Raw genomic sequence first — 16,546 nt, 5'->3', positions numbered from 1 at the left:
TGGGTGCCCGGCCGTTGCTACCGGCCGGGTGCCGGCCGCTGCTCCCGGCCCGGCGTCAGCGGCGTTCGTGGGTGAGCAGCCATTCCTTCACGGCCAGCCCCCAGCGGTACCCGCCGAGCGTCCCGTCGGTGCGCAACACCCGGTGGCAGGGCACGAAGAGCGCGGCGGCGTTGCGGGCGCAGGCCGTCGCGGCGGCGCGGACCGCCAGCGGACGACCGGCCAGCCCGGCGAACCCGGTGTACGTCACCGGCTCACCCGGCTTCACCTCGCGCAGCACCCGCCAGGCGTGCCCCAGGAACGCCCCGCCGCTGTGCTGCTCGACCGGTACGGCGTCGATTGCGGTCAGGTCGCCGTCGAGGTACGCGCTGACGGCGGCGGTGACCGGACCGAGGTCCGCACGGTGCCGCACCGGCCCACGTAGACCCGGGTGCACCAGCGGCAGCAGGGTCTGCGGGTCGCTGGTGAAGCCGGCCGCCCGGACCGCCCCGTCCGGCCCGACCAGGATGCCGAGCGGGCCGACCGGGGTGTCCCGCACGGCGAAGTCGATGGTGCTGCCCGTGGCCGTCCTGCCCGTGGTTGTGCTGCCCGTGGTCATGCTGCTCGTGGTCATGCTGCTCTCCATAGTCGGATCACCGCGTACGACCGCCAGGGGCGCCAGCGTTCGGCGTACGCGTCGAGGGTCTTCGGGTCGTCGGGTAGGCCGAGGGCGGCGGCCCCCCGGCGTACCCCGAGGTCGGTGGGGAGGAAGACGTCCGGGTCGCCGAGCGCGCGCATCGCCACGTAGCCGGCCGTCCACGGCCCGATGCCGGGCAGCTCGCTGAGCCGCCGGAGGGTCTCCGCCCGGTCGCCGCCCGGATCGAGGTCGAGTTCCCCGGCGGCCACCGCCCGGGCCGCCGCCCGGATCGTCTCCCGCCGGCGCACCGGCATCCCGAACGCCGCGTCCGGCAGTGCGGCCACCTGTTCGGCCGTCGGAAAGACCGGTGGACCGGCTTCGGCCGTCGGAAAGACCGGTGGACCGGCCTCGGTCGTCGGGAAGGCCGGTGGACCGGCGGCGGGGACGGCGGTGAGCAGCCGGGCCAGGGTGGTCCGGGCGGCGGGCAGCGAGATCTGCTGGGTGACCAGGGCGCGCAGCAGGATCTCGAAGCCGTCCACGGCGCGCGGCAGGCGTACCCCCGGTTCGGCCGCCACCGACGCGGCCAGGGCGGGGTCGGCGGCCAGGGTGGCGTCGGCGGCGACCGGGTCCGCGTCCAGGTCGAGCAGGCGACGGCAGCGGGCCACCGCCGGGGCCAGGTCGCGCAGGTCCGCCAGGCGCAGGGTGGCCGACACGTGCCCGTCGGCGGGCGTCAGCGCCACCTCGGCCGCGCCGTGCGGCAGCCGCAACCCCCGGCGGTACGTGCCGTCGCGTACCTCCTCCAGGCCGGGCAGCGCCCGCACCGCGAGGAAGTCCAGCAACGACTCCGCGTGCAACGGCGGCCGGTACGCCAACCGCAGCGTGATGCCGCCGGTGCCGGGCGTTCCGATCCCCGGTGCTCTGGTGCCCGGCGTTCCGGTGCCTGGCGTTCCGGTGCCGCCATCGGCCCGCAGCTGCGACGGGGCGAGCCCGTACACCGCGCGGATGGTGTCGTTGAACTGCCGGACGCTGCCGAACCCGGCCGCGAACGCCGCCTCGGCCATCCCCAGCCCGGTCGTGGTGATCAGGATCCGGGCGGTCTGCGCGCGCTGGGCGCGGGCCAACGCGAGCGGCCCGGCCCCCAGCTCGGCGCGGAGCATCCGGTGCAGGTGCCGCTCGGTGTAACCGAGCCGACTGGCCAGCCCCGGCACCCCGGCCCGGTCCACCACCCCGTCGGCGATCAGCCGCACCGCCCGCCCCACCACGTCGGCCCGGGCGTCCCACTGCGGCGAGCCGGGCGCGGCGTCCGGCCGGCACCGCCGACAGGCCCGCAACCCGGCCCCCTGCGCGGCGGCGGCGGACGGGAAGAAGCGGACGTTGCGCCGTCGCGGGGTGACCGCCGGGCAGGACGGCCGGCAGTAGATCCCGGTCGAGGTCACCCCGGTGTAGAAGCAGCCGTCGAACCGCTGGTCCCGGCTGTCCACGGCCCGGTAGCACCGCTCGAAGTCCAACTCCTGCACCCCCCGATCCTCCCTCCTGCGCCCCACCCCCCGCTCGCGGCTTTCAGACCTGAAGGAAGGGCCCCCTGTTAACGCTTTCGGTATAGCAGGGTCCCCTTCTCACCTGGTCGACCGTGCAGCTCAGCCGGGCGACGCCGGGCCGGAACGGGACGGCCGGGCAGTAGAGCATCGGCCGGAACGGGACGGCCGGGCAGGAAAGTGTCGGTCGGGGAGGGTACGGTCCCGCCACCAAACTGAAGAAGGGTGCGGGTGATGGCGAGCGTGGCCGGGCGAGGTGTCCGCTGATGCGATCCGATTCGACGCGACTGGACCGCGCCGTACTCCAAGGCTTCTACGACCGGATGCGGGCGGTCGCCCCGGCGGCGTACGGGGCGATGGAGCGGGACCGGACGGCTGACCCGGCGCGGGCGTTCCCCGACACCGCCTGCGGCCGGCTCGCCGCGTCGTTGGAGGCCGACGGGCTGCGCGCCCTCGGCATGTGGGCCCACCACTGGTGCCTTCGCTTCTATGACGACGACACCCGGGCGGGCCGCCGGTTGGTGCGGGAGATCGCCGCCCGCTCCGGGCTGGGCTGGACGACCGACGAGATCCGCTGGCTGCTCGGCGAGTCGTACGCCGCCCATCCGGCCGCCGACCAGCGTTTCACCCTGCCCACCGCCGCTCTGCGTGAACTGCCTTCGGCTGCCCTGCGGGAGCTGCCTTCGGTCGCCCTGGGGGAGTTGTCGACCGCCGCGCCGCGGGAGCTGCTGTCGACTGCGCCGCGGGAGTTGCCGACCGGGCCCCGGGAGTTGCCGTCGAGCGAGCATCGGGAACCGCCGAGGACCGTCCCGCGCGGGCTGCCGGCGGCCGGGCCGACCGTGCTGGACGGGGCCGGGGTGGGGCGACGCGTAGACTGACCCGTCGTGAGTCTCACCATCGGCATCGTCGGCCTGCCCAACGTCGGCAAGAGCACCCTGTTCAACGCGTTGACCAAGAATGACGTGCTCGCGGCGAACTATCCGTTCGCCACCATCGAGCCCAACGTCGGCGTGGTCGGGCTGCCGGACGACCGGTTGGGCAAGCTGGCCGAGATCTTCTCCTCGCAGAAGGTGCTCCCGGCCCCGGTGTCGTTCGTCGACATCGCCGGCCTGGTCCGGGGCGCGTCGAAGGGGCAGGGCCGGGGCAACGCCTTCCTGGCCAACATCCGGGACGCCTCGGCGATCTGCCAGGTGGTCCGGGCCTTCTCCGACCCGAACGTGGTGCACGTCGACGGCAAGGTCTCCCCGGCCGACGACATCGAGACGATCAACACCGAGCTGATCCTCGCCGACCTGCAGACCCTGGAGAAGGCGCTGCCCCGGTTGGAGAAGGAGGCCAAGCTCCGCAAGGACCGGGCCGCCGCGGTGACCGCCGCCAAGCAGGCGGTCGAGCTGCTCGACGGGGGCACCACCCTGTACGCGGGTGCCGCCGCCGCCAAGATCGAGCTGGAGCACCTGCGCGAGCTGCACCTGCTCACCACCAAACCCTTCCTGTACGTCTTCAACGTCGACGAGGCCGAACTGGGCAACGCCGAGTTCCTCGACGAACTGCGGGCCCTGGTCGCCCCGGCCGAGGCGGTCTTCATGGACGCCAAGATCGAGTCGGAGCTGGTGGACCTGCCCGAGGACGAGGCCCGCGAGCTGCTGGAGTCGATCGGCCAGTCCGAGCCGGGCCTGGACCAGCTCGTCCGGGTCGGCTTCCGCACGCTCGGCCTTCAGACGTACCTCACTGCGGGGCCGAAGGAGGCGCGGGCCTGGACCGTGCCGGTCGGCGCGACCGCCCCCGAGGCCGCCGGGGTGATCCACTCCGATTTCCAGCGCGGCTTCATCAAGGCCGAGGTGGTCTCCTACGACGATCTGGTCGCGGCCGGTTCGATGGCGGCGGCCAAGTCGGCGGGCAAGGTCCGCATCGAGGGCAAGGAGTACGTCATGCAGGACGGCGACGTGGTGGAGTTCCGCTTCAACGTCTGAGCTGAGCTTGATGGCCGATTTCCAGCGGTAACACCATGGTGTGGTCACTGAATGGCGAGGACGAAGAAGGTCACGATCACGCTGCCGGCGGAGCTGTTGGAGAGCATGAAGACGCACACCGACAACGTCTCCGGTTACCTGACCGAGTTGGCCGAGCGCGCCGAGCGGCGCAGGCTTCTGCGAGAGGAACTGGACGCCTACCAAGGTGAGTTCGGCGCCTTCACCGATCAGGAGATGGCCGAGGCCCAGGCGCTGCTGCATGGCACCGAGGGGATGAGGCACGCGGCGTGAGCATCGAGTCGCTGGTGCTCGATTCGCAGGGCTTCTCTTCGTGGATCGATCGGGACCGCAAGGTGATGCGGCTTTTGGAGCAGGCAGAGCGCGACGGGGTTGATCTCGCCATGTCGGCTGCCACCATCGTCGAGGTGTCGTATGGCGGTGTGGACATCGCACGGCTGGGTTGGCTTTTGTCCCGGATGCGGGTGGAGCCGGTGACGAAGGAAACTGTCCATCGCAGCGCCAGCCTCCTGAGGGAAGCGGGGCTACACGGGCACAAGTACGCCATCGACGCCATGGTCGCCGAGGTGGCGCTGCGGCTTCCCGGGCCGGTGGTGGTCTTGACCTCTGATGGGGACGACATGGTCAAGCTTTGCGGGCAGCGGGTTCGGATTATCGGGCTGTGACCGGGGCGGCCGGAGCCGGTTCGTGGCGGCGGCCCGCGTTCAGATCGGCCGGCCGGGGACCAGTCTGTCCAGGTCGAGCGTGATCGGGAACGGGGTGGCGCTGCGCAGCTCGCGGCGGTGGATCCCGGTCGGCGCGTAGCACCGGGTGGGTGCGTCGAGTTCGTACGCGTGCACGACCGGTAACTCGTCCTCGTCCTCGACGCGCCAGTAGTAGGCGATACCGGCTTCCGCGTACTTGCGTAGTTTGACGGTTCGATCGGACGTTTCGCTCGTCGAGCCGGATCGTCATCTCCCGTTCGACCTCGATGCCGGTGGGCAACTGTTCGGCCTGATATACCGGTTGCCCCTGCATGGCGGGGCAACCGGCGTATCGGCGGACGGGTCAGCTCCAGTTCTGGTTGTTGTTTCCAGTGTTCGAGCTGAATCCGAATACGGCGGCCAGCATCGCGGCGATCACGATGGCGAATCGTGAGTAGTTCTTGGTCTTTGACTGCATGACTTTCCCCGATTCTCTGGTGAACGGATTTCGGGTCCCCGGCTGCCTTGCGCGCCAAATAAACGTATCGATCGGCAGGGGCGGCAGGCAGCCCTGATATTGCGATCTGTCGGATAGCATCCATTTGTCAAGGTCATTGCAACTATTCTCGTCGGTGCATGATGCGGGCGTGCACATGCAGCGCGCCACGCGGCGGCACTGTTGGATCCGGGCCGAAGCCACCCCACGTACGGCGACTTCTCAGGGCAACCGGAGGGGTTGGACGCCTGTCAGCTCGTCCGGCCCGAGGACCAGCCGGTCCAGGTCGAGCATGATCGGTAACGGTGGTCTGGTCCGTCGCGTCCGGGCAGGTGAAGCGCTCGACCGGTAGGCTCGCGAGGGTTCGGAGCGGATCAAGACAGCTCGCGGAGGATCGATGGACCGCAAGGACATCACCGACCCGATCAACCACCCCAGGTACGGCAACCTCGCGGATCCGCAGGTCTGGGCTGAGATGGAGCGGAGGCTCGCCAGCTGGGACAAGCAGCTGGGCTGGCGTCTGCCGCAACTCGAACGAGCGGGAGAGAACCCGAAGTACGACGCGTTCGCGCAGAACCTTTTCAGGTACGCGAACAGCCTCACCGCTGCGATGCAGGCCGCCGACGAGGCGATGAACCGCCAGCAGACGGCCGTCGACACGGCGGCTGCGGCGAGTCTGCGGGGCCCACAGCAGCCCCACCCGCAGGCTGGGACCGGCACCCCGCAGCCCGCACCCAAACGGGTACGGATCGAGGATCTGCTGGAGCAGCCCGCACCCAAACGGGTACGGATCGAGGATCTGCTGGAGCAGCCCGCACCCAAACGGGTACGGATCGAGGATCTGCCGCTCTCACCCAGTACGGCGGCGGTCGCCGGATTGCGGCACGGCGGCGCAGGCGCAGGTGCAGGCACGGGATCCACGGTGGACACCACCAGCTACCGGGCACCCGCCACCCACGGCGACCCGCGGCACCAGGGACCGGGCGGGACGACGGCCCCGCAGCCGGCACCCGGCCGGCGCTAGCCGGCTGCTTCGAGAGCCGACTCCACCCGGTCGAGGTAGTCGAACCACCACTCGCCCTCCTGCTTGGGGCGCATCGCCAACAGGCTGGCGCTGACGACGAAGGACAGGACGACGAAGGCCTCCCCGGTGAGCTGGTCCTGGGCCAGGTCACCCCGGGTCACCAGGTCGAGATAGGAACCCACCTCGTCGCTCGACAGACCCGACCAGGACTCCGCGACCGCAATCTCGGCCGCCAGCGCCGCCACCTGGCCCGGGGACGGGGTGCCGGCGCAGAGGTCGTACGTCACGAACCGGCTGATCGCGACCAGCAACTCCAGGGCCGCTGATCGTTCGGCGCGGGTCGAGAAGCGGGCCAGTGCCGCGTCGAAATCGCGGTCCTGGCGCTTCACCGCCCAGTGGAGCGTGTCTCGGACCTTCTCCTCAACCTGGTCGTCGATCTCCATCGGGGTCCCCCCTGTTCGCCTCCCGGCTCTCCTTCAACGCCTTGACAGACGCCCAGGCCACGACCCCGCCCATGATGATGTTGAAGAATGTCTTGGGGTGGGCCGACAGGTACTCGGAGAAGCTGCCCCAGCCCCAGGCCGCCACCGACGCGCCGACCGTGAGTTGCTGGGAGTCGACGGCCTTCCGGCGCCGTCTCGGCGCGGGTGCGCCCTGTTCCTCGCGAGAGCGCGCGGCCCGCCGTTCGCCCTGACCGGGAAGGTCAACATCGCCCGGGTACGGTGCGGACGGCCGGATCGTGGGGGGTGGACGACCGTTCGCGCCACCGCCACCCCCGAGTGGTTTCCCAGGGCGTACACCTGGCCCACCGTCTTCTCGACGTGCTGGATGGCCGGCGAGATGCTCTCGGCGGCCTCGGTCAAAGCCATCTGGTACGCCGTGACGGCGCTCATCGGCCGCCCACTGGTCACGCCTTCGAGGGCGGCCGCGGTGTGGGTACGGGCCTGCTCCGTGTCCTCAGCCGCGGCGCTGATCTTGGCTCGGGCGTCGTTGAGCTTCCGTAACGCCCCTGCCAGCCCGGCCAGTATCTGAGCAACGCTCACCAAGCCTCCCGGTTCGTCCATGAGTCACCGTGGGCGACCCAGTCAGTGGCACCGGCAGAGGGAGGGTATTCGAGCTGCCGCACGCAAAGCGACTATTGGATCACCGAAAGATAAATAGACGACAGTGGCTTCCTTGGTTTCGTGCTGATCGAAACTCAGGCGGACGCTCGGTGCGGCCGGCCACGAGGAGAAGTCCGAGCGTTCCTTTGTCGTGGGATGGTGCGTCCGGGAAGTCTGCCCCGGCTCAACTGCCCAGGGCCTGCACCCGGGTCATGGTCTCCTGGACGTGCTGCTTGGCGGGGTCGGCGGCCTGAGCGGCCTGGCCGAGTGCCTGCCGGCAGGCGTCGATGATGCCGATGAGTTGTGCGCCGCCGATTCCTTCGAGCGCGCCGGCCGTGAGATTCCGGGCCTCCTCGACGTCCTGGACGGCGGCAACGGTCTTGGCCTTCGCCTCGTCCAGTTTCTGTGCTGCTGCGGCCAGCCTGGCAAGAACCTGCCCAGCGCTCATCGAACCTCCCTGCTCGTTCTCGCGGTTCCTGGTCGTACGGCCCACCTGCTTGCGAACACAAGGGAGGGTACGGCAAGTCACAGCAATGCGCGACCATGCACCTACCCTGGGTGACGTTGAGGGGCGGGTTGCCCCGAAGGGTGCTCCCGGGCGGCCCTTCGCCCCGACCTGACCGCTTCCCCACGGCGCCAACGGGTGCCGGATCCGCTCGATCAACACGGTTGGGCGGAAATGGCGGTATCCAGAGGCGCTGGATACCGCCATTTCGGCACAACCGAGTGGATCAAGCCGGCTGGTGGCCCGATATGCGGCCTTATGTCGGGCCTACTTCGCTCGGGTGACCCGGGTCTGGTCGGCGGGGAGGATCTGGACTTCACCGGTTGGGCTGTGGATCTCCAGGATTGGTACGCCCTCGTCGAGATCCATCTCGCGGCGTTCAGTGCCGGTGGGCATGCGGGCGATGACCGAGCCGCCCGGCCCCAACTCGACATCGTGGCGCTGTAGTCGTTCGCGGACCAGTGTTCCCTGTCCCTTGATCGTTTTGACGAGGCCCTCGGCGCGTAGGGCTGCCATCGCCATTCGCACGGCCTCGCGGCCGATGCCGTACTCCTGGGTCAGGCGGTTCTCGCTGGCGAGCGTCGACCCCGGGGCGAGTTCTCCGGATTCGATCTGCTCGCGTAGCAGGTCGGCGAGCTGCACGTAGACCGGCGTATGCGAGCGCGGATCGATCGTCATGCCGATAGCCTCGCGACCCCTTCAGGAAGGCACCCCTGTGCCCCTAGCCGTCTAGGGGCTTGCACCCCTGCACGTCTGTGCCTATAGTCAACCGTGCGATTGCGGACCGTAACGAAGTCAGGTGTCCCTCGGACGAGACAAAGCGATCGCATAGGCGGGTCCTGTCTGCGTACTGCTGGTTGGGCTGCGGGGACAGGGCCGGGGTGGCCCGTCGGGACCGGGCGGGCCGCCCCTCCAGGTGCTGATGGAGAGGCGGGAGCGGGATGGGTAAGGGGCTCAGGAGCTGGTGGGGAGATCAGCCCGAGCGGCCGGGGGTGTACCGGTCGAGGTACGCGCCGGTGCGGCCGTGGCAGGTGCGGTGGCGGCGGTTCCGGACGGTCGGGTTGTTCCGGCGGGGGCTCGACCCGGTCGACGTACACGAGTTTCTGCGGCAGGTCGCTGACGACCTGGCGGTGCTCTACGACCGGCTGGACTCCAGTCGGGAGGAGGCCGGGCGGGTCCGGGACGCGCTGCGGGACTGGCAGTCCGAGTACGCCCGGCGCGAGACGAACCAGCGGGCGTACTGATGGCCGACCGGTTCGTGATCCACCTGCCGGTGGTCGCCGGGGACCTGCCCGGCGCGGTCCGGCTGGCCCGGGTGGTGGCCCGCTGGTCGACCGTGCTGGCGCAGACCGACCCGGGGGAGATCACCGTGTCGTACGAGGACGAGCAGGGCGTACGCCATCGGGTCTTCTGTGACGCCCGGCTGGGCGGCGGCCGGCGCTGCGCGTTGCGGGTCGGCCACGACGGGCCGTGCGCCCGGAGTGTGCCCAGGTGAACGTGGTCGAGTGTCTGGCCTGCGAAGGGCTGACCTTCAGCGTGCTGCCCTGCCTGTGCCGGATCGGCGGCGACCGGTTGGTCTACCGGTCGGGGGAGTTCGCCGGCGAGGCGTACCGGGACTGTCGGCGCTGCACCGGGGTCGGCACCGTGGTGCGGGCCTGCGCCGACTGCGACGGGGTGGGGCGGCGGCGGGCGCAGCTCGTGTTGACGGTGGCCAACCTGGACACCGGCGCGGTCGCCTCGGCCAGTGTGGTGGCGGGCAGCATCGCGCCGACCCCGGACGGTACCGGTGGCTGGCAGGTGACGCTGCGACCGCTGCTCGCCGGGTTGGCCGCCGAGGTCGGGGTGCCGCCGCCGCAGGTCGAGCCGTTCTCGCTGGTGCTGCCACTGCACCACGAGTACCGGCCGGACCTGCCGGCAGAGCGGCGGGACGCGCTGGTGGCGAGGGCGATCGCGTGGCGGTCGTACCGGCCGTGGCGGATCTTCGTCGGGCGCACCCCGGGCGGGCCGGCGGACCCGGAGCCGGCGCGGGCGTTGGCTCGGCTGCGTGGGCTCGCCGACCTGCTCTGCCTCGACCTGGTCGTGGAGGCCCGCCGAGGGCCGGGCGGCCCGCGCTGGTACGTCCGGTTCGAGGTGCCCGGTGGACGGGTGCCCGACCTGCCCGACGGCGGCTTCGACGACCTGGCAGCGGCGCTCGCCGGCACCGGTCCGTTCGCCGCCCTCGCCGGGCTGCGGGAGCGAGGCCGGGACGCCCCGGCCTACGCGATCACCCCGAGGCGTGCCGGACCGCCTCGGACTGCGGTCGAACCGGACCGGACGGCGGCCGGGCCGCGCTGGACGGCGTGGTGGCTGCGGATGTTGCTGCGCCGCGCACCCGGTGCGCAGGCCGTGTGGCGGGACGGCCGGTGGCGGTACGTCCGGCTGCGGGCCGGCCCACCGGTCGACGAGATCCACGCCACCGACACCGGGCAGGTGACCTGGTCGCGACGGGACACCCTGGTCCGGGCCGGCGAACCGCCGGCACCGTCCTGGCAGGGGCAGCCGATCGGCCACCGCCGGTGTCCCGACTGTGTGCCGGGCACCCGGCTACGCCGCTGCCGCTGCGACGCCGACGGCGGACCCGACTGCGAGCACTGTGCCGGCACCGGCCTGGAGGCGTCCGACGTCACCTGCGTGAGCTGCGGCGACAGCGGCCGGGTACACGAGGCGGCGGTGGTCACCGTGACCGACCTGAGCGGGGCCGCCACCCACGAGCTGTGGTCGGCCGACGACCTTGCCCCGGGCGTACCTGTCGGTGGGTGGCCGGGTGGTCCGCCGGTACTGCGCCTCGGTGACCAGTACCGGTTGGCGGATCGGGCGGCGGCCTTCGGCGTACGCCCGGTCGACCTGACCGACGCCGACGGTGGCCTGCCGATCCACCGTGACCTGCGCGAAGGCCTGGTCGTCGGGGATGGGACAACCGATCCGGCGCTTACCCGATTCGTCCGCGACGCGGCGGCGGGCCGGCCCGCCGCCCGGCTGATGGTCGCGGCCGTCCGACCGTCGGCCCCACCGCTGTCTGCGCTGCTCCGGCTCGCCGCCGGCCTCGGCCTCGACGCGGCGGTCAGCGTCACCGACCAGCGGTACGACCCCGACCAGCCGCTGCGGGAAGGTGGCTGCTGGTGGTCGGTGGAGTTGGTGGCCCCGGGTACGCCGGACGAGCGGATCAGCCCACCCGGGCTGCCCTCGGTCGAGGCGGCCGTCGGGTTCTGCCTGCGGATGCTGGACGGCGCGGCGCACGCCGCCGTGCCGACCGATCTGATGGTGCCGCTCGCGGTGCCGCAGGTGCCGGTGCCCGGCCCGGAGCCGGGTGGTGCCGTCGACCCGGTGGCGGCGTTGTTGCGGCTGGCCCGCCGCTATCCGGACCAGTTCATCCGGGTCCGCCTCGCGGCCGGCGGATGCGTGGTCGGGCTCCGCGAGCGCGACGGCTGGAACCCGGTCGTCCGGGCTGCCGGCCTCACCGCCGCCCTCGCCGCCCTCGGCCTGAGCGGCTGACGGGGCGCGTTCGGTCCTGGTCGGACGCCTTTCTGGTCGGACGCCTTTCGGTGTCCGGTGTGGTGGTTGCCGGGGTTGTCGGTCCCCGGTCAGGCGATCGCCGCAGGGCCGGCGACAGAATGGCACACGATGCGTCACGGGTGCGTCAAAATTGCGGTTGACCTGCGGCAGGCGAAATTGTTTGATATGGCCGAAAGGGCGCGGCATTCTGGACTCAGGGCGGCTTTCCAGTGCAGTCGACTCACTGCTGGCAGCCTCGGACGGCGTGTTCCCAACCGCTTGGAGTCGGTCATGTTCGATGGTGTCTTCAGAATGCTTTCAGTCAATTGTGCGCTGGGTTCGTCCGCTGCGGACCGTACCTCAGGAAGCGCCGTGGGGGAGTCGGCCACCAGCGCGGCGGTCGGCCCGAGCGACGCCTGTTTCACCTGGGCCCGCACCCTGTCGCAAGGTGCTACCGGCCCGGACGTCACCCAGTTGCAGATCCGCATCTCCGGCTGGGTCGAGCAGGGTGAGACGCTCGCGGTCGACGGCGTCTACGGCCCGGCCACGGCGGCGGCGGTGCGCCGGTTCAAGGCCGGCTACGGGCTGCAGAACACCACCGGGACCGCCGGCCCGGAAACGTTCAACATCATTTATTCCCTACAAAAACAGGACTGTACGCCGACGCATTTCTCGTACCCGGAATTCACCGGCGGTTGCGGTGAGACGGGCTTCTCAGGTGGGGCGGTTCCGGCCAGTGTCGTACGGCAGAATCTGCTGTTGGTGATGTGGCAGTTGGAGGCGTTGCGCCACAAGCTCGGCGACCGGCCGATCGTCATCACCTCCGGCTTCCGGAGCGTCTCCTGCAACAGCCGGGTCGGCGGTGCCACGAACAGCCTGCACACCTTCGGCAAGGCGGCCGACCTGGGGCTGGCCAGCCGGCCCAGCCAGTGCCAACTGTGGCGGACGGCCCGGACCTGCGGCTTCCGGGAGATCCTCGGCCCCGGATATCCCGGCCACGACGACCACGTCCACGTCGCCAACCGGGACACCCAGTTCTGGCGGGCCCCGAACTGCTGACCGCCCGAGCGGGGCCGACCGGCTGTTCTGCTGGCCGCCCGAGCGGCCGAGGACCCGGGCGGCCGAGGACCCGAGGGGCGGACCGCCCGAGCGGTGCTCGGCCGCTGGTCAGCTGGTGCGCAGCGCGTCGTCCAGGGTGCTCTCGCTGGGGCCGAGGCGGCTCGGGTCACGGCCGGAGAGCACGTCGACGGCGGCCTTGAGGGCGGCACCGTACTCCCGGCTGGAGCTGATCCGCCAGGTCCGCTCGTAGGTCCGGGCGCTCTCGTCGCCGACCCCGACGGCGTCGATGCCGAGCCGGCGGCACACCGTCACCGCGCGGGGCAGGTGGAAGGTCTGGGTGACCACGGTCGCCTGCTGTACGCCGAAGATCCGCTTGGCCCGGGCACATGAGTCGTACGTGTCGTAACCGGCGTAGTCGAGCACCACCTTCTCGGCGGGTACGCCCTGCTCGACCAGCCAGCGCCGCATTGCCTCGGGCTCGTTGTAGTCGTGGTTCATGTTGTCGCCGGAGACCAGGATGGCCCGGACCTTCCCGGTTTCCAGCAGCCGTTGGGCGACCGCCAACCGACCGGCGAGAAACGGCGACGGCGTCCCGTCCGGGTACACCCTGGTGCCGAGCACCAGCGCGACCGGCGCCTCGGGGACGTCGTGCTCGGCGTAGAGGTGCCCGTCGGCGCCGGTGCGGATCCAACCGGTGCTGGCCACCACCGCGCCCACGCCGAGACCGGCGGCCAGGGCGAGGGCGAGACCGGCCCGGAGCAGGCGACGCCGGACCGGATGCCCGTCGGACCGCCAGAACGTCCACGCACCCGACCACGTTCTGGAGATCCACTTCCGCATACGTCGAGTATCCCAAGCGCCGCCCACCCCGCTACGTCACCGTCCCCGCGCTGCCTCCGCCGCGTCCGTCGGGTCGGGCCGCTTGTGCCGCGTCCGTCGGGTCGGGCCGCTTGTGCCGCGTCCGTCGGGTCGGGCCGCTTGTGCCGCGTCCGTCGGGTCGGGCCGCTTGTGCCGCGTCCGTCGGGTCGGGCCGCTTGTGCCGCGTCCGTCGGGTCGGGCCGCTTGTGCCGCGTCCGTCGGGTCGGGCCGCTTGTGCCGCGTCCGTCGGGTCGGGCCGCTTGTGCCGCGTCCGTCGGGTCGGGGCCGCCGCCCGTCGGTCCGGGCCGTAGGCGCTGCACCAATCACTCTCCGTGCTGGCTCCGTGGCGCCCGTCGGGCCGGGTCGCCGGCTCGGGGGTGAGCGGGGAACCCCTCTCTACCGAAAGCGTTAACAGGGGGCCCTTCCTTACACCTCAGGAGATGTAGTGGAGGATTACGTTGTGTACGTGGTGGCTCTTCTGGTCGCCCCGGAACTCCACCTCGTAGGTGTGGGTACCGACGTGGATGGCGATCGACCCGCTGGAGAAGAACGAGCCGCCCCAGGACTTGTTGCTCACCACGCTCACGCTGGTGATCTTCGAGTACGGGATGCTGGTGATCGCGTACCGCTTCCCGACGAAGGAGCGGTCCTGGATGATCACGCGCCGGTCGGTGAGGCCGATGAATCCGGTCCCGGTGCCCACCGCGTCGTAGACGGCGATGATCTGTTCCCCGTCGAGCAGCCCGCTCTGGATCTGCTGGAACTGCTCCTTGCGGTCGTACGTCGCGTTTGCCATGTCTTCGACGGTAAAGGGGGCATGCCAACGCGGCCAGTCATGGCGTACCCGGTGGTGGGAGTCGGCACCGGGACAGCGTGGCGCGGCCTGAGGTCCTAGCCTGACGGGGCAGGTCGGATCCAGCCGGGGAGGCGGGAGCAGGTGGATGCTCAGGGCGCGGTGACGGCGCGGTACGCGTCCTCGATGCGGGCGGCCAGCAGGACCTCACCCTCGGACAACGGCTGGTCGTCGGGGTGCCCGACGCAGATCTGCGTCTCGTCGGCCCGGCGGCTGATCTCCGGACGCAGGTGCAGCGCGTCCGAGACGACCTTGACCCGCTCGGTCAGGGCCGCGTGCTGGGCGTCGTCCATCACCAGCGTGCGGCGGATCTGCTCACCCTCGCGGGTCCACCCGGACAGCAGGGTGAGCGCGTCACTGAGGTAGTCGCGCTTCGCCCGGCCGCTGAACAGCACACGCATCACCGCACCTCCCAGGCGTCGTTGCCGGCTTGTGGCCAAATCGTCGCCCACCCGTGTCTTGTCTGTGCCTACTAGTCTGTCGTCGTTTGGCGGGTGTGTCCACGCCCACAATTGCCTCATCTACTGAACGAGCGGCTGGCTACGGTACCCAAACCGCCTATTGATCTGGCACGCTGGACGCCCGTGCGGACCGAACGGATCAGTGCGAGCGGCCAGCCCGAGCGGCGGAGCCCGAAGGTCGTCGTGGGTGCGGCGATCATCCACGACGGGCGGGTGCTCGCCTGTGCCCGCACCGCGCCGCCCGAGGTCGCCGGGATGTGGGAGTTTCCCGGTGGCAAGGTCGAGCCGGGCGAGAGCGAGACCGCGGCGCTGGTCCGCGAGTGCGCCGAGGAGCTCGCCGTACGGGTCGAGATCGGCGACCGGGTGGGTCGGAACGTCCGGATGGCCCACGGTCGGAGCGTACTGAAAGTGTATGCCGCCCGCCTGTTGTACGGCGACGAACCGAAGGCGCTGGAGCACTCGGCGATGCGCTGGCTCTCCGCCGCCGAGCTGGACACGGTCACCTGGCTGCCCGCCGATGCCCCCATCGTCGAAGCCCTCCGCCCACTCCTGGCGACCGGCCGCTGACCGCCGGCCGCTCGGCCGTCAATCCGCGCCTCTCGACCGCAGAACCGCGCCTCGCGACCGAAAACGGCACGAGGCTGCCAGCTGCCCGGCCACAAACGGCACGAGGCTGCCGGCCGCAAACGGCACGGGGGCCGACGGCGTGTGCCGCGGCCCCCGGGTTGTCCGGATCAGTACTGTTCGTCCTGCTTCGGGTGGGCGAAGTTGAGGTGCTCCGGCGGGATCGGGAACGTTACGTCGTCACCGAACGGCGACGGCGCGGCGGCCCGGTCGAAGGTGAGCTCGGTCAGCGGCAGCTTGCCGTTGTCGTCGACCGGCGGGGCGGTCGGTCGGGGCACCTCGCGGTGCCAGTTGACGCCCTGCTGCGCCTGCGCCTCGGCCTGCGGGTCGTGCGAGCCCCCCGCGTGCGAGTGCACGCCGCCGTGCTCCGCGCTGGAGTGGACGGCACCGCCGTGCGGTGAGCTGGTCACGCTGGTCTGAGGCACCTGACCCCTCCGAAAGATCTTGTTACCGAGCCATACGAGGGGATCGTACCTGCGATCGACGACCCGTTCCTTCATGGGGATGATCGCGTTGTCGGTGATCTTGATGTGCTCGGGGCAGACCTCGGTGCAGCACTTGGTGATGTTGCAGAAGCCGAGGCCCTGCTCCGCCTGCGCGTACTCCTTGCGGTCACCCAGGGTGTCCAGGGGGTGCATGTCCAGCTCGGCGGCGCGGATGAAGTACCGGGGCCCGGCGAAGGCGTGCTTGTTCTCCTCGTGGTCGCGGATCACGTGGCAGACCGTCTGGCACAGGAAGCACTCGATGCACTTGCGGAACTCCTGCGAGCGCTCCACGTCCACCTGCTGCATCCGGTAGTCACCCGGAGCCACGTCGGCCGGCGGCGCGAAGGCCGGCGTCTCCCGGGCCTTGTCGTAGTTGAACGACACGTCGGTGACCAGGTCCCGGATGATCGGGAAGGTCCGCAACGGGGTGACCGTGACGGTCTCGTCGTCGCCGAACGTCGACATCCGGGTCATGCAGCCCAGCCGCGGCTTGCCGTTGATCTCCATCGAGCAGGAACCGCACTTGCCGGCCTTGCAGTTCCACCGGCAGGCCAGATCCGGCGCGTCGGTGGCCTGCAGGCGGTGGATCACGTCGAGGACCACCTCGCCCTCGTTCACCTCCACCTGGTAGTCGGTCAGCTCGCCGCCGCCGGCGTCACCCCGCCAGATCCGGAACTGTCGCTTCCCGCCCGGCGTACCGGTGGTGGGGGAGTTCTGTTCGCCCATGT

General features: G+C 70.9%; 20 protein-coding genes and 3 pseudogenes. 10 read left to right on the top strand and 13 right to left on the bottom strand.

Going from position 1 to position 16,546, the window contains the following annotated elements; genetic code table 11:
• Window positions 1-55: 55 nt before the first annotated feature.
• From ACN28G_RS21500 to ACN28G_RS21490, 3 genes and pseudogenes are all read right to left on the bottom strand, one after another.
• Window positions 56-595, bottom strand: coding sequence for a methylated-DNA--[protein]-cysteine S-methyltransferase (locus ACN28G_RS21500; protein WP_421480956.1), 540 nt, complete (start codon window positions 593-595; stop codon window positions 56-58).
• 11 nt (window positions 596-606) lie between these two features.
• Window positions 607-1,509, bottom strand: a pseudogene (locus tag ACN28G_RS21495) (DNA-3-methyladenine glycosylase family protein); the annotation flags it as partial.
• A 126-nt stretch (window positions 1,510-1,635) separates the two neighbouring features.
• Window positions 1,636-2,049: pseudogene (locus ACN28G_RS21490) on the bottom strand (Ada metal-binding domain-containing protein); the annotation flags it as partial.
• Between the two features lie 365 nt (window positions 2,050-2,414).
• Here ACN28G_RS21490 and ACN28G_RS21485 point away from each other — a divergent pair.
• From ACN28G_RS21485 to ACN28G_RS21470, 4 genes and pseudogenes are all read left to right on the top strand, one after another.
• Window positions 2,415-2,837: pseudogene (locus ACN28G_RS21485) on the top strand (hypothetical protein); the annotation flags it as partial.
• Window positions 2,838-3,032: 195 nt separating this feature from the next.
• On the top strand, window positions 3,033-4,118 hold the full coding sequence (ychF, locus tag ACN28G_RS21480; RefSeq protein ID WP_421480214.1) for a redox-regulated ATPase YchF: 1,086 nt from the start codon (window positions 3,033-3,035) through the stop codon (window positions 4,116-4,118).
• 51 nt (window positions 4,119-4,169) lie between these two features.
• Window positions 4,170-4,409: a hypothetical protein gene (locus ACN28G_RS21475; protein ID WP_091443518.1), complete on the top strand. Its 240-nt coding sequence runs from the start codon at window positions 4,170-4,172 to the stop codon at window positions 4,407-4,409.
• Window positions 4,406-4,801, top strand: a complete 396-nt coding sequence (locus tag ACN28G_RS21470; protein WP_091443515.1) for a PIN domain-containing protein — start codon at window positions 4,406-4,408, stop codon at window positions 4,799-4,801. The genes ACN28G_RS21475 and ACN28G_RS21470 overlap by 4 nt, the downstream gene beginning before the upstream one ends.
• Before the next feature lie 39 nt (window positions 4,802-4,840).
• On the opposite strand, the gene ACN28G_RS21465 is transcribed toward ACN28G_RS21470, so the two are convergent.
• Both ACN28G_RS21465 and ACN28G_RS21460 read right to left on the bottom strand, forming a co-directional pair.
• Window positions 4,841-4,975: a hypothetical protein gene (locus ACN28G_RS21465; protein ID WP_421480213.1), complete on the bottom strand. Its 135-nt coding sequence runs from the start codon at window positions 4,973-4,975 to the stop codon at window positions 4,841-4,843.
• Between the two features lie 208 nt (window positions 4,976-5,183).
• A complete protein-coding gene (locus ACN28G_RS21460; RefSeq protein WP_421480212.1) occupies window positions 5,184-5,486 on the bottom strand; it encodes a hypothetical protein in 303 nt (100 codons plus the stop codon).
• Between the two features lie 226 nt (window positions 5,487-5,712).
• On the opposite strand from ACN28G_RS21460, the gene ACN28G_RS21455 reads away from it, so the two are divergent.
• Complete coding sequence (locus ACN28G_RS21455) at window positions 5,713-6,339, top strand: hypothetical protein (RefSeq protein ID WP_421480211.1); 627 nt, start codon at window positions 5,713-5,715, stop codon at window positions 6,337-6,339.
• On the opposite strand, the gene ACN28G_RS21450 is transcribed toward ACN28G_RS21455, so the two are convergent.
• The 4 genes from ACN28G_RS21450 to ACN28G_RS21435 all read right to left on the bottom strand — a co-directional run bounded on the left by ACN28G_RS21450 (window position 6,336) and on the right by ACN28G_RS21435 (window position 8,625).
• On the bottom strand, window positions 6,336-6,782 hold the full coding sequence (locus tag ACN28G_RS21450) for a hypothetical protein (RefSeq protein WP_091443509.1): 447 nt from the start codon (window positions 6,780-6,782) through the stop codon (window positions 6,336-6,338). The genes ACN28G_RS21455 and ACN28G_RS21450 overlap by 4 nt on opposite strands.
• 33 nt (window positions 6,783-6,815) lie before the next feature.
• On the bottom strand, window positions 6,816-7,403 hold the full coding sequence (locus ACN28G_RS21445) for a DUF6244 family protein (RefSeq protein ID WP_421480210.1): 588 nt from the start codon (window positions 7,401-7,403) through the stop codon (window positions 6,816-6,818).
• Window positions 7,404-7,626: 223 nt separating this feature from the next.
• Window positions 7,627-7,890: a DUF6244 family protein gene (locus ACN28G_RS21440; RefSeq protein ID WP_091443500.1), complete on the bottom strand. Its 264-nt coding sequence runs from the start codon at window positions 7,888-7,890 to the stop codon at window positions 7,627-7,629.
• 324 nt (window positions 7,891-8,214) lie between these two features.
• On the bottom strand, window positions 8,215-8,625 hold the full coding sequence (locus ACN28G_RS21435) for a GntR family transcriptional regulator (RefSeq protein WP_091443493.1): 411 nt from the start codon (window positions 8,623-8,625) through the stop codon (window positions 8,215-8,217).
• Between the two features lie 263 nt (window positions 8,626-8,888).
• Between ACN28G_RS21435 and ACN28G_RS21430 the strand changes: the two genes are divergently transcribed.
• The 4 genes from ACN28G_RS21430 to ACN28G_RS21415 all read left to right on the top strand — a co-directional run bounded on the left by ACN28G_RS21430 (window position 8,889) and on the right by ACN28G_RS21415 (window position 12,537).
• Window positions 8,889-9,191 carry a DivIVA domain-containing protein gene (locus tag ACN28G_RS21430; protein ID WP_421480209.1) on the top strand — a complete coding sequence of 101 codons (303 nt, stop codon included), beginning with the start codon at window positions 8,889-8,891 and terminating at the stop codon, window positions 9,189-9,191.
• Window positions 9,191-9,442 (top strand): hypothetical protein, encoded by a 252-nt coding sequence (locus ACN28G_RS21425; RefSeq protein ID WP_421480208.1) that lies wholly within the window; start codon window positions 9,191-9,193, stop codon window positions 9,440-9,442. Before ACN28G_RS21430 ends, ACN28G_RS21425 begins: the two co-directional genes overlap by 1 nt.
• Window positions 9,439-11,478 carry a hypothetical protein gene (locus ACN28G_RS21420; protein WP_421480207.1) on the top strand — a complete coding sequence of 680 codons (2,040 nt, stop codon included), beginning with the start codon at window positions 9,439-9,441 and terminating at the stop codon, window positions 11,476-11,478. Before ACN28G_RS21425 ends, ACN28G_RS21420 begins: the two co-directional genes overlap by 4 nt.
• A 372-nt stretch (window positions 11,479-11,850) precedes the next feature.
• Window positions 11,851-12,537, top strand: a complete 687-nt coding sequence (locus ACN28G_RS21415; protein WP_421480206.1) for a D-Ala-D-Ala carboxypeptidase family metallohydrolase — start codon at window positions 11,851-11,853, stop codon at window positions 12,535-12,537.
• A 108-nt stretch (window positions 12,538-12,645) separates the two neighbouring features.
• Here the strand turns inward: ACN28G_RS21415 and ACN28G_RS21410 are convergent, their stop codons facing one another.
• The 3 genes from ACN28G_RS21410 to ACN28G_RS21400 form a co-directional block, all read right to left on the bottom strand.
• Window positions 12,646-13,377: a SanA/YdcF family protein gene (locus ACN28G_RS21410; RefSeq protein WP_421480205.1), complete on the bottom strand. Its 732-nt coding sequence runs from the start codon at window positions 13,375-13,377 to the stop codon at window positions 12,646-12,648.
• 451 nt (window positions 13,378-13,828) lie between these two features.
• Window positions 13,829-14,191 carry a PH domain-containing protein gene (locus ACN28G_RS21405; RefSeq protein ID WP_091443475.1) on the bottom strand — a complete coding sequence of 121 codons (363 nt, stop codon included), beginning with the start codon at window positions 14,189-14,191 and terminating at the stop codon, window positions 13,829-13,831.
• 149 nt (window positions 14,192-14,340) lie between these two features.
• Window positions 14,341-14,649, bottom strand: a complete 309-nt coding sequence (locus ACN28G_RS21400; protein ID WP_421480204.1) for a 4a-hydroxytetrahydrobiopterin dehydratase — start codon at window positions 14,647-14,649, stop codon at window positions 14,341-14,343.
• 183 nt (window positions 14,650-14,832) lie between these two features.
• Here ACN28G_RS21400 and ACN28G_RS21395 point away from each other — a divergent pair, with 183 nt between their 5' ends.
• Window positions 14,833-15,276 (top strand): (deoxy)nucleoside triphosphate pyrophosphohydrolase, encoded by a 444-nt coding sequence (locus ACN28G_RS21395; protein ID WP_091443470.1) that lies wholly within the window; start codon window positions 14,833-14,835, stop codon window positions 15,274-15,276.
• 167 nt (window positions 15,277-15,443) lie between these two features.
• Here ACN28G_RS21395 and ACN28G_RS21390 read toward each other — a convergent pair whose 3' ends face one another.
• On the bottom strand, window positions 15,444-16,544 hold the full coding sequence (locus ACN28G_RS21390) for a succinate dehydrogenase/fumarate reductase iron-sulfur subunit (protein WP_421480203.1): 1,101 nt from the start codon (window positions 16,542-16,544) through the stop codon (window positions 15,444-15,446).
• Between the last annotated feature and the right edge of the window lie 2 nt (window positions 16,545-16,546).

Source organism: Micromonospora sp. WMMA1923, from assembly GCF_049179195.1.
Classification (GTDB): domain Bacteria; phylum Actinomycetota; class Actinomycetes; order Mycobacteriales; family Micromonosporaceae; genus Micromonospora; species Micromonospora yangpuensis.
The sequence above is the reverse complement of the archived record's forward strand: the minus strand, read 5'-3'. Positions and strand labels throughout refer to the sequence as shown.